General features: G+C 42.7%; 9 protein-coding genes and 1 pseudogene. 8 read left to right on the forward strand and 2 right to left on the reverse strand.

What is annotated here, in order from left to right:
* Positions 1-75: 75 nt before the first annotated feature.
* The 6 genes from ACP26M_RS03100 to ACP26M_RS03125 all read left to right on the forward strand — a co-directional run bounded on the left by ACP26M_RS03100 (position 76) and on the right by ACP26M_RS03125 (position 11,465).
* Complete coding sequence (locus ACP26M_RS03100; protein ID WP_426586064.1) at positions 76-1,743, forward strand: DUF6377 domain-containing protein; 1,668 nt, start codon at positions 76-78, stop codon at positions 1,741-1,743.
* 236 nt (positions 1,744-1,979) lie between these two features.
* Entirely contained in the window at positions 1,980-4,934 is a 2,955-nt protein-coding gene (locus ACP26M_RS03105; RefSeq protein WP_426586066.1) for a SusC/RagA family TonB-linked outer membrane protein, read from the forward strand.
* A gap of 20 nt (positions 4,935-4,954) precedes the next feature.
* Positions 4,955-6,442, forward strand: a complete 1,488-nt coding sequence (locus ACP26M_RS03110) for a RagB/SusD family nutrient uptake outer membrane protein (RefSeq protein ID WP_426586068.1) — start codon at positions 4,955-4,957, stop codon at positions 6,440-6,442.
* An 11-nt stretch (positions 6,443-6,453) separates the two neighbouring features.
* Complete coding sequence (locus ACP26M_RS03115) at positions 6,454-7,536, forward strand: SusE domain-containing protein (protein WP_426586070.1); 1,083 nt, start codon at positions 6,454-6,456, stop codon at positions 7,534-7,536.
* A gap of 52 nt (positions 7,537-7,588) precedes the next feature.
* The gene (locus ACP26M_RS03120; protein ID WP_426586072.1) at positions 7,589-8,980 is read left to right on the forward strand and encodes an alpha-amylase family glycosyl hydrolase; all 1,392 of its coding nucleotides are present in this window, start codon (positions 7,589-7,591) and stop codon (positions 8,978-8,980) included.
* A gap of 16 nt (positions 8,981-8,996) precedes the next feature.
* Entirely contained in the window at positions 8,997-11,465 is a 2,469-nt protein-coding gene (locus ACP26M_RS03125) for a TIM-barrel domain-containing protein (RefSeq protein WP_426586074.1), read from the forward strand.
* Positions 11,466-11,872: 407 nt separating this feature from the next.
* Here the strand turns inward: ACP26M_RS03125 and ACP26M_RS03130 are convergent, their stop codons facing one another.
* On the reverse strand, positions 11,873-12,592 hold the full coding sequence (locus ACP26M_RS03130; protein ID WP_426586076.1) for a response regulator transcription factor: 720 nt from the start codon (positions 12,590-12,592) through the stop codon (positions 11,873-11,875).
* Between the two features lie 12 nt (positions 12,593-12,604).
* Between ACP26M_RS03130 and ACP26M_RS03135 the strand changes: the two are divergent.
* Positions 12,605-12,802 (forward strand): annotated as a pseudogene (locus ACP26M_RS03135) (family 43 glycosylhydrolase); the annotation flags it as partial.
* Positions 12,803-12,868: 66 nt separating this feature from the next.
* Entirely contained in the window at positions 12,869-13,414 is a 546-nt protein-coding gene (locus ACP26M_RS03140) for a hypothetical protein (RefSeq protein ID WP_426586079.1), read from the forward strand.
* Positions 13,415-14,012: 598 nt separating this feature from the next.
* Here ACP26M_RS03140 and fucP read toward each other — a convergent pair.
* On the reverse strand, positions 14,013-15,242 hold the full coding sequence (gene fucP / locus ACP26M_RS03145; protein WP_426586081.1) for an L-fucose:H+ symporter permease: 1,230 nt from the start codon (positions 15,240-15,242) through the stop codon (positions 14,013-14,015).
* Positions 15,243-15,518: the final 276 nt, after the last annotated feature.

Genomic DNA, 15,518 nt, shown 5'->3' on the forward strand with positions numbered 1-15,518 from the left:
TTGTATAACTTTGAGACTCTATAGACCATCAATTATTAAAATTTGAGCAACCGAGACTTTATTATATGCATAATCATGTTTTGCCTGCTATCCTCAGCAGCAAGGTCTATCACATCGGACAATCCGGATAGCCTTCAAAGGGCGCTTAATAATGTACTGAATAACCGAAAAAGATACGATCAGCAAAAACAACAGGAGATTAAAGTTTTTAAAGATTTACTTCGGCAGAACTACTCGTCATTAACAGGCCGGTATAATTGCTATCAGCGGCTTTTTAACGCTTATAAATCCTTTGTCCATGATTCGGCTTTTGTCTATTGTAAAAAACTCAATGCCTGCGCGTATGAACTTAATGATCAGAACAAGATAAATTATTCGCGCGTAAATATGGGTTTTGTATTGGTATCGGCCGGTATGTTTAAAGAAGGTTTGGATACGCTCAGCAAAGTGAATATCAAATTTTTGACGGATAAACAACGATATGAGTACCTGTTTCTGCAGGCCCGCAGCAATTTTGATCTGGCTGATTTTGATCGCATAGGCGACTATTATGACCAATACAGTAAAGCAGGCCTGTTATATTGTGATTCGATCATGAGTCAAAATAAACCCGAGTCATATGAGTATCTTTCGGCATTCGGATTAAAGTCGCTCCGTACTCATGATTATAAGGTTGCGGTTGTGCCTTACCAAAAGCTTTTGCGTTTTGAGCAAACTTACCAGGATAGCGCTATCAATTATAGCTGCCTGAGTTTTGTTTACCATGCCCTTGGCCGCGACGATCTGAGCTTGCCGTTATTGATCAAGTCAGCCATCATTGATAATAGCCATTCAACCAAGGAATCGGTGGCACTGACAAACCTTGCCGACAGGATCAAAAACACGGATATAGAAACGGCTTATAATTACATTAATAAAGCTATTGACGATGCGGTTTTTTATGGTGCGAGACACCGTGAAGCGCAGATCAGTATCATTATGCCGATTATTGAAAGCGAGCAGATCAACGGGATAGAAAAGCAAAAACGCTCGCTGATGATCTATGCTTCTATTATTACCGTATTGGTGGTTATTGTTATCATTTTTGCATTCATTGTTTCCAAGCAGTTAAAAAAACTCCGTATTGCCGATCAGGTCATTGTTAATAAGAATAATGATCTTCACGAAGCTAACACATCACTGATAAAGGCCAACAATCACCTCGATAGCGCCAACCGCAAACTTTCTCATTTTAACGCCAAGCTTGACGAGGCCAATATGATCAAGGACGAGTATATCGGCTATTTCTTCAATATTCACTCCGATTATATTGAAAAGCTTGACAGGCTCAAGCGTTCAATTGAAAAAAAGGTAAAAGAGAAGCGTTATGAAGAAGTGCTGATGGCGTTGAACCGCCTTAATCCCGGTTCGGAAAGGGAAAATTTGTCGCATAGTTTTGATAAGGTATTCCTGAACATCTTTCCCAATTTTGTACAGGATTTTAATGCGTTGTTTGACGGGGCCCACCGCGTACGCCTTAGCGAAGGACAATTGCTGAATAGCGAACTTCGTATTTTTGCACTCATCCGTTTAGGGATCCACGATAACGAAAGCATCGGTAAAATCCTGAACTATTCGGTCAATACAATTTATACCTACAAAACAAAGGTCAAAAACAAATCATTTATTCCCAACGATGAGTTTGAGGACCATATTATGCTCATCAAAGCTGTTAAAGAAGTGGCAGACGTGGCGCAGGGTTAACTGTGTGGATGAAGGCAGTCATATCTATCCATATTTTATCTTATAAAAATCTATATACTGATGTCTTTGGGTTTGTTGTAATTATCTAAAAATTAGATAGTTGTATCTATATAGCTTGTTGTATTTTTAATATAGCCATCCATATCCGTTGTTTTTGGTTTTAATGCGCTTTTACTTTGATAAAAGCAATCGGCAACCTGCCGGTGGTTTTTTATAAACCAATTAAACCCAATTATATGAACAAAGTTTACTTATTTAAGTATGGTTTAACCATGCTGTTTTTAACTTTCGTAATTACAGCCTTCGCGCAAAAAAGCGCTTTTATCGGTAAGGTTGTTGATGAACTGAACGGTCCGCTGCCCGGTGCTACTATTCGCATTAAGGGAGCAAACACATCTACCGTTACCGACAATGACGGTTTGTTTTCTTTACAACAAACCGGTGCGAAATCGCTAACAGTAACCATCACTTTTGTTGGCTATGTAACAGCCGAAAGAGTGATTAATGCTAATCAGCCTTTAACGATAAAACTGATACCCAATTCCAAATCGCTGGCCGATGTGGTAGTTATCGGTTATGGTTCTGTCCGTAAAACAGATTTAACAGGGGCGGTTACCAATCTGGGTGCTAAAGATTTGAACCCCGGCCCAATAACCAACCCGCTACAGCAGCTAACCGGTAAAGCAGCGGGGGTAAGCGTTACCCAAACCGGTAGCGAACCAGGCACTGCGCCAAGTGTACGTATCCGTGGTATAACATCGCTTATCGGGGGTAATGATCCATTGGTTGTAGTTGATGGAGTGCAGGGAAATATGGATTTGTTAAAGCAAGTTCCTCCTTCCGAAATTGAATCGGTAGATGTTTTAAAAGATGCTTCTGCCACGGCCATCTACGGCTCGCGCGGTGCGCCGGGTGTTATCATCATTACTACCAAAAAGAACAAGAATGGCACCAGCACGGTAGAGTACAACGAAAATTCATCACTCGATGTGATCTCCAAAAGGTTGCCAACCCTTAATGCCGACCAATGGTGGCAGCAGGCCCAGATTTATGGCGTACCTGCATCTGCCAATCATGGTTCAAATACCGATTGGTACAACCTGCTTACCCGCAACGGTGTAACACAAAACCATACGCTGTCGTTTGGTGGTGGTGCCAATGGCTTTAACTACCGGGCTTCCATCAGCGCTATTTTGCAAAATGGCATCGTTATCAAGTCTAATTACAAAAACTACATCGGCAGGATCCAGGCTACCCAAAAAGCGCTTGATGATAAGCTTACGCTTACCATGAACCTCAATAATGGTATTGATAATGCTAATTACAGTCCGCCGAGTATTGGGCGTGCAGCATTTACATCAAATCTGTTCAGTAATATTTATGTAACCCGCCCAACAGATCCTGTTTACAATACCGATGGTACTTACTATACCGACCCTAACGTGTTCCAATATATTAACCCCTATGCAGTTGCCCAAACGGTTGTTAACAATGTAAAAAATAACAACCTGTTTGGCAGCTTAAGGGCCGATATTGAACTTACAAAAGGATTAACGGCAGGCTGGTTTGGTAGTTGGCGTAAGGTTGACGGCAATACAGGCTATTACTTGCCTGCGGAATCTACCGTGGCATCAGCCATCGATAACCAGGGTATTGCCAACATTAGCAACTATCACCAGGATGAACGCCTGATGGATATCAGCCTGAACTATAAAAAAGATTTTGGTATACATCATTTAGATGCGATAGCCGTGTACGAGTGGCAGGGACAAACTTACAACGGCAACTTCGCTCAGGCCAAGGGTTTCATCAATGATATTGCTACTTATAATGCGCTTCAATTGGGCGACCTAAGTAAAGTTACTCCAGGGGATATGTCATCATATAAAAATGACAGGAAGCTGGTATCTTATTTAGGCAGGGTAAATTACTCCTACCAAAATAAATACCTGTTAACTGCAAGCTACAGACGCGATGGTTCATCTGTTTTTGGGGTGAATAATAAATGGGGTAATTTCCCTTCGGCATCGGTTGCCTGGAGATTAACTGAAGAATCTTTCCTGAAAGATCAGCACGTGTTTAGCAACCTTAAACTGCGTGGTGGCTGGGGTATTACAGGTAACCAACAAGGCCTGGCACCGCAAAACTCACTACAGTTAGTGGGGTATGCAGGCGTTACCTACTTCGGCGGGCAGCAGATCACCAATTTTGTGATTAGTCAGAACGCGAACCCTGACTTAAAATGGGAAACCCGCAAGCAAACCAATATCGGTTTGGATTTTACGACGCTTAATGACCGTTTAAACGGATCAATCGACGCGTACACAGCCACAACAGATAACCTGCTGTTTAATTACACCGTGCCACAGCCTCCTTATCCGTACCCAAGTATAGCTGCTAACGTAGGCAGTTTGCTTAATCGTGGTTTGGAGTTAACCTTAAGTTACCAGCTAATCAAAACCAAAAACACTTCATTGATACTTGCCGGTAACGGTTCATTGCTTAAAAATAAAGTACTTAACCTGAGTGGATCTATAGGCGGCGTTCCCTTGAATACCGATTTTGTGGGCTGGGGCTCAAACTCATTCCTCATTAAAGGGAAACCTATCGGAACGTTCTATATCCTGAAACATGCAGGTAAAGATGCTGCCAACGCCGAAACCGTAGTGGACCAAAACAAAGACGGTGTTATTGATCAGGGCAATCAAAGTGCCGACAGGGTTTATGAAGGCCAGGCTACTCCCAAATATACTTATGCATTCACCCCATCATTCAGCTATAAAAACTTCGATGCTTCGATGGTATGGCGTGGCTCTGGTGGTAACAAAATTTATCACCAGATCCGTTCGCAATTAAGCTATTTCGAAAATTTGGGTAAAGCAAATGTACTGCAAAGTGCTGTTCCAATGGGTTTATATACTTCACAATATGGTTCAGATCTTTGGTTGGAAAGCGGTTCGTTTCTGCGCTGGGAAAACCTATCATTCGGGTATCGCTTCAATACAGCTAATATTAAATACATCAGTTCGTTACGCGTATCGCTTACCGGTACTAACCTGTTGGTTATTACCAAATACAGCGGTATCGACCCTGAACTAAATGTAAGTGGCGGTAATGGCTCTGGTGGCGATTATGGTATTTACCCACGTACACGCACCTTTTCCTTTGGTTTAAATGTAGTGTTGAAATAATTATTGGAGACAGAGAACACATGAAAAAGATATTGACAAGCATTTTAATTATTGGCCTGGGAGCTGTAAGCTGTACTAAGGTTAGTGAAAATGTATACGATAAATACCCTGCCGATCAGTTTTACGGCTCGGCTAAAGGCGCGGATGTTGCTTTGGCTGGCGTTTACTCGCAGGTGGGGGGTAACTGGGGCGGGGTTGGGTATGCCGGTGCTGATAATGGTTGGTACGATCTGAACTGCTTTTCGTCTGATGAGCAGGTGATCCCACACCGTAACACAGGCGATTGGCAACTTGATTTTGCCCAACTTTACCAGCGGCAATGGCTGCCAAGCGCGTCTATTATTGGTAATACCTGGAACTGGCTTTATAAATCAGTTTATACGGCCAATCTGGCTATCGATCAATTGACCCAAGCCAAGGCTGATGAATCAAAAATTGCCGAAGCTAAAGTATTGCGGGCCTGGTTTTACTATTTGCTGATAGATGATTTTGGCGATGTGCCTTTTTATACCAGCAATAGTGTTACAGTTGATAAAATTCCGCAAACCAAACGCAAAGATGTTTACGATTTTATAGTGAAAGAACTTACCGAAAATGTAGATAAATTATCCGAAACCAAAGGTGGTGTTTACTATGGTCGTTTTAATAAATGGGCTGGCTATACTTTACTGGCTAAGCTTTATTTAAATGCCGAAGTGTATACTGGTACCGCTAAATGGGCCGAGTGTTTGGCCGCTTGTAACAAGGTCGCTTCGGGCGGTTATTCTTTGCACCCTGGCGATGTTGATGCCACCAATCCGGTTGGTAGTAAATATTACGAGCTTTTTGGCGATAAACTGCCCGATGATGAAACGATTCTGGCTATTTATGTTACCGAGAATATTGTATCGCGCAATATTTACACCATACGTAGCTTGAATGGTGCGAACGGTTTAGCGCTTATCGGTTTCAGCGGGTGGAACGGTACTATCGTACCTAAAGAATACTATGATAAGTATGATGCCAATGATATTCGCAGAAAACAATTTTTAGTAGGCTCGCAGGCGGGTGGTGTTACTTACACTGCCAATGTTTCTTCGCTGGATAATCCTGGCGCCGGCCCGAATGAAGGTATCCGTAACATCAAATTTTTTCCGGCCAAACCTGCAGACGGCAGCGGCGAATCAAATGATTTTCCTATTTATCGCTATGCCGATATCCTGTTGATGCAAGCTGAATGCAATGTACGTTTAGGTAACGCCGCTGCAGCTAAACCATTTATTGATCAGGTAAGGGCACGTGCGGGCCTAAGCGCGTTATCAGGCAACCCGACTTTGGATAATATTTATGATGAGCGTGGCTTCGAGCTAAATTGGGAAGGCCATCGCAGGCAGGATATGATCAGGTTTAACAAGTTTACCCTTGCACATGGCTTTGTACCTGCCGTAGGCGATTTCAGAAAACTGTTTCCGATCCCTACCAGCGCGCTTAATGCTAACCCCGGTTTAAAACAAAATCCTGGCTACTAAATCCAAATCACATGATGAAAAAATTAATCAATTTCAGCATAATACTGGTGTCCTGCTTAGCCCTGGGCTGTAAAAAGGATGCCAAACTAACAGTACTTGAGCCTATAGGTTTTGACTCATCTATCAAAGCTTCCACGGGTACGGTGGCACTTTCAGCCGCCACTGATGATGCTTCGGTTATCACGTTTTCGTGGCCGGCAGTTAAATTTCCTATTAAGGCAGCAGTAACTTACACGTTGCAGGTAGATGTGCCGGCAGATACAGTTGGTACTACCGCTTGGGCAAACGCTAAAAACATTGTAGTGGGCGATGATGTACTTTCTAAAGCATACAAAGGCTCGGACCTGAATACACTTGCTATTTCAATGGGTATTGAACCTAACACTGCCGGTAAATTGGTTTTCAGAACACAGGCTACGATGGATAGGAACACTTATACCAGGGGGCTTGCTATAACTATCAGTCCGTACCAGGTGTTTACCGGTTTTCCGGCATTGTATGTTCCGGGCGATTATCAGGGCTGGTCGCCGGGTACGGCAACATCAATTGTGGCCTTGCAATCCAATAAAATTTACGAGGGTTATGTATACTTCCCGGCTGGCGGAACTTTCAATTTTAAATTTACAAGTGATAGGGATTGGAACCATATCAATTACGGCTACGCCAGCGAAGGCAAGCTATCAACCGATGGTTTAGCCGGTGGTCTTGTTGTGCCAGGGCCTGGTTATTACGAATTATCAGCCAATACCAATAACCTTACCTGGACGTATACCAAAACTACCTGGAGTATTTTAGGTGATGCCTCGCCGGGCGGCTGGAGTACCGATACCCAGATGACTTACGATGTTGCCAAACAGGTTTGGACATTGACTTGCGATATGTCGGCGTCGGGGTCGTTCAAGTTTAGGGCTAATAATGCCTGGAATATCGATTTTGGTATCACCAAAGATGGTAAGCTCACCTATGCTGATAGCCCTGTGTATGGCTATAATGGAACATTGGATAACCTGAGCGTACCATCGAGCGGCAACTATACTATTACGCTCGACCTGCACGATGCCAACAACTACAAATACACTTTACATAAAAACTAATCATGGCAGGGCGGTGCTAACAGGTGCCGCCCTGTTTTAATTGATGATGACGATGAAATTTAAAACTACCCGTAATATGATGATCAATACTCTGTTGATTTGCCTTGTTTCGTTGTTTAGCTATTGTAAAAAAGATAGCAACAACACGCTGGCAAATAACACGCCGTACACCCAATACGGCACTCCTTTTGCCGGCGTACCCAACACACAGGACGCTATTATTTACCAGGTAAATATCCGTGCTTTTAGCAATGATGCATCATTAAAAGGTGTTACCGCCCGCCTGGACTCGATCAAGGCGTTGGGTGCTAATGTGGTGTACCTAATGCCGGTTTACCCCGTAGGTGTACTAAAGTCTGCAGGTGGCTTAGGCTCGCCTTATGCAGTTAAAGATTACAAATCGGTTAACTCCGAATTTGGCAATATGGACGACCTGAAAGCTTTGGTTGACGCTGCGCACAGCAAAAACATGGCTGTAATGCTGGATTGGGTTGCCGATCATACCTCATGGGATAACGCATGGATCAGCAACAAAAGTTGGTATAAGCAGGATGCAAGCGGTAACATCATCCCGCCAACTGGTACTAACTGGACAGACGTTGCCGCTCTGAACTTTGATAATCAGGACATGCGCAAAGCCATGATCGACGCCATGGAATACTGGGTGTACAATGCCAATATCGATGGTTTCCGTTGTGATGCTGCTGATTTTGTTCCGTTTGATTTTTGGAAGCAAGCTAATGATGCCCTTAAAACAATCAGCACCCATAAACTGCTGATGCTGGCAGAAGGTACCCGTGGTGATCATTTTAAGGCAGGTTTTCAGATGACCTATGGCATGGCCTGGTATTCAACAATTGAAAGCAAGGTTTACGCGGGCAACGGCTCTGTTACACAGCTTTCGGCATTAAATACGAGCGAATACTCGGGCGCTTTCAACGGTTCACAAGTTGTTAGGTATATTACCAACCATGATGTGTACAATAGCGACGGCAACCCAATAGCGCTTTACGGTGGCAAAATCGGCTCAATGGCTGCATTTTTGGTAAGTGCTTATATGAAAGGTGTGCCTATGATCTACAACGGACAGGAGGTAGGCTGTACCCGCGGTATTGATTTCTTTTATCATACACCCATAGATTGGGGCACTAATCCGGATATGACTGCCGAATACAAAAAGATCATCGCTTTTCGTAAAAATAGCGATGCGGTAAGAAATGGCGACCTTGCTACTTTCAGCAGCGACGATGTTGCGGTATTCGCCAAATCAACCAGTAAAGAAAAAGTATTGGTGATATCTAATCTGAAAAACAACACTGTGGCTTATACCGTGCCTGCGGGATTGAACACTACTTCGTGGAAGAACGCCTTTACCGGGGCTTCGGTTTCATTAAATGGTACGTTAGCATTGCAACCTTACCAGCATATGGTTTTAACGCAATAATTTTTTAAGCAGATACATGAAATTTAAAAAGATCACTTTAATATTAATTTGTGTCATGGGCATATCCAGGCTCATGGCACAATCGCCTGTGCTTATGCCGGGTAATTTGAGCAAAGTTATTGTTAACGGTCAGGAGATAGTTTTTGAAGCGGGAGGCGTATTTGGTAAAGTTGCAGTTTATTCGCCTTCGGTTATCCGTGTTCGATTAGATAAGAAACCTCTAGGTAGAGATTTTTCTTATGCCGTCGTCGCGCAGCCTCAAAAAGTAAAAACAAGTATCACACAAAATGAAGAAAGCATAACGGTACTCACTGACTCGTTAAAGGCAGTTATCCATAAAAAACCTTTCGCGATAGCATATTATACCACCGATGGGCAACTTATAAACCAGGATGAGCCCGGCCTGACAACAGGATGGGTAGGCGAGGAGGTAACCACCTATAAAACCATAATGCCCGGCGAACGTTTTATCGGACTTGGCGAAAAAACGGGTAACCTTGATCGTAAAGGCAATGCCTATACTAACTGGAACTCTGATACCTACGGTTACCAGGTTGATCAGGATCCGATTTACTCCACTATCCCGTTTTATATAGGTATCCACCATAAACTCAACTATGGTGTCTTTATGGATAATACCTATCAAAGCGATTTTAATTTTGGCGCGAGTAATAACCGTTTTTCATCATTTGGCGCCCATGGCGGGGAGATGAATTATTATTTTATCTACAACCAAAACATAGCGGGTATTATCCAGTCGTATACAGCCTTGACCGGTCATATGAAGATGCCGCCGCTTTGGAGTTTAGGATATCAGCAAAACAGGTACAGCTATTATCCGGACACTGAGGTGCTGCGTATAGCTCAAACCCTGCGCGAAAAAAAGATCCCAAGCGATGGTATCACACTCGATATCCATTACATGGACCGTTACCAGTTATTTACCTGGGATAAAAATCGTTTCCCAGATCCGGCGGAACTAACTTCAAAGCTCAATAAGCTTGGTTTTAAGCTTACTGTTATTGTTGACCCAGGCATCAAAGTTGAAAAAGGCGCACCGGCGTATGAAAGCGGCGCTAAAGACAGTGTGTTTATTCAATACCCCGATAAAACTTTTTATACTGGTCAGGTTTGGCCGGGATGGTGTAATTTCACTGATTTTACCAGCGAGAAGGGCAGGGCCTGGTGGCGTAAACAAGTTAAGTTCTTTGCTGATAATGGTGTAAGCGGTATCTGGAATGACATGAACGAGATCTCAACCTGGGGACAAAAAATGCCATCGAACGTATTGTTTGATTTTGACGGTGCAAAAACCACACATCTGCAGGCACATAACGTTTATGCTTTAGAAATGATCCGCTCAAGTTATGAAGGTGCAAGGGAACATTTCAAAGAGCGCCCGTTCATTTTAACCCGCTCGGGTTATGCCGGTTTACAACGATATTCCGCTATCTGGACCGGTGATAACCGCGCAGAAGAAAATCATATGTTACTTGGCGTACGTCTGATGAATAGCCTCGGTTTAAGTGGAGTATCATTCACGGCGATGGACATCGGCGGCTTCACAGGCGGAGCAAGTACTTCTTTATTTACGCGCTGGATGCAGATAGGTGCATTTATTCCTTACTATCGCAACCACACCGCATTAAATACCAAAGCATCAGAGCCATGGGCTTACGGCGAGGATGCGCTGGAGATCAGTCGTAACTACATCAATTTCAGGTATAGACTCATTCCTTATATGTACTCCAATTTTTATGAGTCAACACAGACCGGGATGCCTGTAATGCGTTCGTTGGCTATCAATTATACCTTTGATCCAAAAGTTTATGACCCCGCTTTTCAAAATCAGTATATGTTTGGCGGAGCGTTTATGATAGCCCCGTTTGAAAGTACTAAAGAATATGGCAGGATATATTTTCCAGAGGGAACATGGTATAATTTATACAATGATGAGCAGATACAAGGACAGCAGGAAGCGGTTGAGCCGCTTAACATGAGCCACCTGCCGGTTTTTGTAAAAGAGAGCAGCATTATCCCAATGCAGTCGCTGGTACAAACTACTTCAGAAGCACCAACCGACACGCTTACACTGCACATATACAATGGCAGGCTGAATAATACATTTATACTTTATCAGGACGACGGTAAGTCATATAACTATGAAAATAATGACTTTAATAAACGAGTTATAAACTTTGATCCAACTCAGCGAAAGTTAATTATCAGCGAACCCACGGGTAATTTTAACAGTAGATTTACGCGCCTTAAGCTTGTGATGCACAGCTTTAAGAACCTGGACAAGATAGCATTAAACAATAAGGTTTTAAATGGCCTAAAGGGGGCTTACACCATGATTGAACCGGTGGATAACATCGATCCGCAAGGACTTGTTAACGGGAAAAAAGATGCGGCCCCGGTTGTTGAGATAAACGTAAAGCTTTCGCCTCAAAAGCAAGTTTTTGAATATGAACTGAAAAAATAGTTCGGATAAAGATACTGCCTAAACGAGATTGACCGGGCAGCGATGATGATAAAGATTTAGTAAAGACAGCGCTCCGGGATGAGATCCGGAGCGTTTTTTGTATTCTTGAATAAGCCATAGCCGGGCGGTGGATAAATTTAAATATATCGAAGATAAGGTAGCATGACGGAAGATTCCAGGATGCGGAAACCTAACGGTAATGTGTATTGGGCCTCCGTGGCCAAATCTCGCTATTCTCTTAGTCAATGATTATAAAATCTTTTCGCATACTGCATCAATATATCAAACCTGCAGCGCCGTTAACCAGCACGACGCCGGCTAAGAGGATGCCGGAAAATTTGTTGCAATTTACATGATCTTTCCGGTCTATATTCCTTTTATGTGTGCTCAATTCTTAAAACGACAGTTTATGTTTTTTTTAAGGATTGCATAAATTGTAACGGCGATTTACCGAACTCTTTCTTAAAAGCCCTTGAAAAGTTTGAATTGCTTTGCAAACCGATCCTGTCGGCAACTTCACTCATAGATACATCTTCATGCGTCATAATCTGTATAGCCCGCTTGAGTCTGATTGTGCGTATAAACTCCGCGACCGACTGATCGGTAATACCTTTAATTTTTTGATATAGTTTTGTCCGGCTGATATACAAATGCCTGCATAGGAAGTCTACATCCAGGTTGAGGTCCTGGATATTATCTTCGATTATTCCGACAAGCCTTTGAAAGAATTCCTTGTCTTTCTCAGAATGTACAAGCTCGGTAGCTTCAGACAAATAATCATTTGTATAACGTTTCTTCAGCTTTTCCGCCCGGTCAAATATATTGCTAACGGTTAATATTAATAGCTCTATACTTAATGGTTTGGCGAAATAAAAATCAGCTCCGGATTCCATTCCTTCTATTTTAGTGTCTAAGGCATCTTTTGCTGATAAGATGATGAAGGGAATATGGCTGGTTTCGAACTGATCTTTGATCGCCTTACATAGTTCGATACCGTTCATTCCCGGCATCATCACATCACTGATGATGAGATCAGGTACATTTTGGATTGCTAATTCAAGGCCTTGCCTGCCGTATTCGGCTTCGTGGATTACATAATACTGCTCAAAAGCCTGTTTTAAAAACAAACGCAGTTCCTGATTGTTACGGGCCCGTATGAAAAGTATGAGGACGGTGAAATACTACAGGCTGCCGCTGGCTGGAAGTGTAGCGGTCATGGTACTGTTGTACAAACGTATTCAGGAAAATATGTATATCTGTGCCACGCCTATACGGAGGGAAGTAATGTTTTTACCGGCAGGCATGGCATACTCTCATCCGTTGACTGGTCAGGTCATGATGGATGGCCAAAAATGCGTGCGTTTGCCAATGCAACTGCATTGCCTAATATTCATGATAAATTTATGGATAAAACGCCGGCTATGTATTGGCAATATGATTTTCACTATGCCCAACCATTTGTAAAACAATTAAATGGCAATTTGAGCTTAACTGGTAGAATGCTTAATGGCAACACAATGGGCATTATCTACGGCCTGCGCCTAGTATCTGATAACTTTACCATCACCACCACCGTAGCCAACCACAACAATGCATTAAAAGGGCTTGCCTTTTACGGATCGGTTAAATCCGCGTTAGGCATAGGTATTAGAGGTAATCAGGTAATTTCCTGGATGGTTAAAGAAGGTGTTTTTATGGTTACTGATTCAGCAACAGTAACTGGCAGTAAATCCATTCAATTTAAAATTCGTATGTCGCCAGATAAAACTTGCGGGGTTTACTACCGCTACGGGGGAAGCACGTGGACTAAAATGTTTGCAGGCGGGACTATCATGACCAGCTTTTTACCCCAGTGGGACAGGGCTCCCCGTGTTGGATTATTTTTTAAAGGTCTACCTCATGAGTATGGATCATTTAAAGGTTTTGATCTGGAAAACGAGTCGAAATGAATGATGAAATTCTATAAATGCCGGTTACGTAATCAACCTTTTGGCGCTTGATATCAATGAAAAGGTGGATTGCCGTCAATCTGGTTGTAAATTCTACTTATTCTGAGAACTATGAGGGGAAATTCTCGTCAATGATAGTCCAATCTCACTATCAAGCTGAAATAGGGAATAGTAGCGCAGGGTTTGGTGCAAATAGGTATATTGTCAATAAAAATGTATTTAAGGTCAACCTTTAAACGGTTTTAAACAGGTTCTTTGCCTATGGTCAGAGAGTTCCGGCTTCCGTGCTTAATTACACCCTGTGCTTGCTTGAAATATAATTATTAAAAAATATGAAGGTTGCTGTGAAGAACGCAACGCTGTGTTTGTTCCCGGAAAAATACCGGCGTTTCAGGCACGAAAGATCCCCGGGATAATCTATTCATAACCTGGTCTATTAATTGGTTTCACGGCCCCATGAATTTGGGGCCGTGATTTTTTAACGGGATGTAGCTCGCATTCAGCTTTTTTTCGACCCGGTCAACTACCTTGATTACCCTCCAAAAATGAGGCCTTCCCCGTAAACGTGATGGATGGAATAGTAATGGGTATGATATCTTTAGTGCTTAACCCTGTAGAATTTGAAGGCAAACAAAAAGATGATCAGGTAGCATATGATAGGCAGGTAGTAGGCATGCGCAACATTATGATTAGCTATTTGCCCCATCAGTAGTGGGAAAATCGCACCGCCTACAACGCCCATAGATATAAATGACGAAGCTTGCTGCGTATGCCGTCCCAGGTTTTTTAACCCAAGGCTGAAGATAGTAGGAAACATAATGCTGAAGAAAAAGTTGATCATCATCAGCGCGATATAGGATGTCCATCCCCATCCTTGAGCGACGATAACGCACATCGTAATATTTGCTATCGCAAATAAAGCCAGTAATTTATTAGGTGCAATGAACTTCATCAGGAATGTTCCTATAACACGACCTAAAGCCATCATTAGCATAAAAACGCTCATGTAGTTGCCTGCCGTAAGGTTGCTAAAGCCCATGACTTCATGACCGTAGTTGATAAAAAAAGCCCATGTGCCGCCTTGGGCGGCAACGTTGAAAAACTGTGCAGCAACAGCCCATACAAAATGCTTATGCTGGTATAGCTTTTTTGAAGGCGCCAGATCTATATTCAAGGCTTCCGCATCATCTGCGGCTGTAACCGCATGAGGGTCAGTAAGCGAAGGTACGCGAAGAAAAAGAAAAACCATTATCAGGAAAAGGATAACCGCGCCGATACCGATGTAAAGGGATTTTACAGCCGAAAGGTCATTAGTATGGGCGCCGGTTGCCCTAAGCAGGAACCAAGAGGCGATAAGCGGCCCGCAGATGGCACCAATGGCATTAAACATTTGTGAAAAATTGATACGGATATCACTTGTGCGCTGGTCGCCTAAAGCCGCCGAGAAAGGATGTGCTACCGTTTCGAGTGTCGCCATGCCACAGCCCATGACAAATAAGGCGATCCTGAAAAAATTAAATGAGGCAGCATCCGCTGCAGGTACAAACATAAATATACCTGTAGCAAACAATCCCAGGCCGAGTAAAACACCTGGCTTATAACCGAATTTTTTTAGAAAGAAGCCTGCCGGAATGCTCATTATAAAATAGGCGCCGAAAACAGAAAGTTGAATGAGACCGGATTGTGATTTGGAAACGTTCAATGCCTCCTGGAAGTATTTGTTCAATACATCGCTCATGGCATGTAGTACACCCCACATTAAAAATAATGAGGTCACGAAAATGAAGTTAACTATGTATTTCTTCTCGATAAAAGGAACTTTTTGCATGGTTATTTAATCGTAAAATGGTTTAGCCTGATTGTTATTGCTGCGAAATAGTCGCTATACTTTTCAGCGTGGTTTATTATTGCGTATGATCAGCCTATATGTATATGGCGTTTTAATCGGTCAGCCGTTCATGAACTGTGTTTTTTTGATTACAATTATAGTTAATAAAACCGGTTTTGCAAGCTAAAAAGGCAATATTTGAAGCTGGATTTTAACTTAACAGCGCCAGCCCTTTTGAAATTCGGAATAATGGTTAACAGACCGGCTTTAATTCTT

It is taken from the genome of Mucilaginibacter sp. R-33, from assembly GCF_049949235.1.
Lineage (GTDB): Bacteria > Bacteroidota > Bacteroidia > Sphingobacteriales > Sphingobacteriaceae > Mucilaginibacter.

Excerpts from the sequence above, each read along its gene's own strand:
- ACP26M_RS03105 (WP_426586066.1), top strand. The coding sequence starts at position 1,980 with ATGAACAAAGTTTACTTATTTAAGTATGGTTTAACCATGCTGTTTTTA.
- ACP26M_RS03115 (WP_426586070.1), top strand. The coding sequence starts at position 6,454 with ATGATGAAAAAATTAATCAATTTCAGCATAATACTGGTGTCCTGCTTA.
- ACP26M_RS03100 (WP_426586064.1), top strand. The coding sequence starts at position 76 with ATGTTTTGCCTGCTATCCTCAGCAGCAAGGTCTATCACATCGGACAAT.
- fucP (WP_426586081.1), bottom strand. The coding sequence starts at position 15,242 with ATGCAAAAAGTTCCTTTTATCGAGAAGAAATACATAGTTAACTTCATT.
- ACP26M_RS03125 (WP_426586074.1), top strand. The coding sequence starts at position 8,997 with ATGAAATTTAAAAAGATCACTTTAATATTAATTTGTGTCATGGGCATA.
- ACP26M_RS03110 (WP_426586068.1), top strand. The coding sequence starts at position 4,955 with ATGAAAAAGATATTGACAAGCATTTTAATTATTGGCCTGGGAGCTGTA.
- ACP26M_RS03140 (WP_426586079.1), top strand. The coding sequence starts at position 12,869 with ATGGATAAAACGCCGGCTATGTATTGGCAATATGATTTTCACTATGCC.
- ACP26M_RS03120 (WP_426586072.1), top strand. The coding sequence starts at position 7,589 with ATGAAATTTAAAACTACCCGTAATATGATGATCAATACTCTGTTGATT.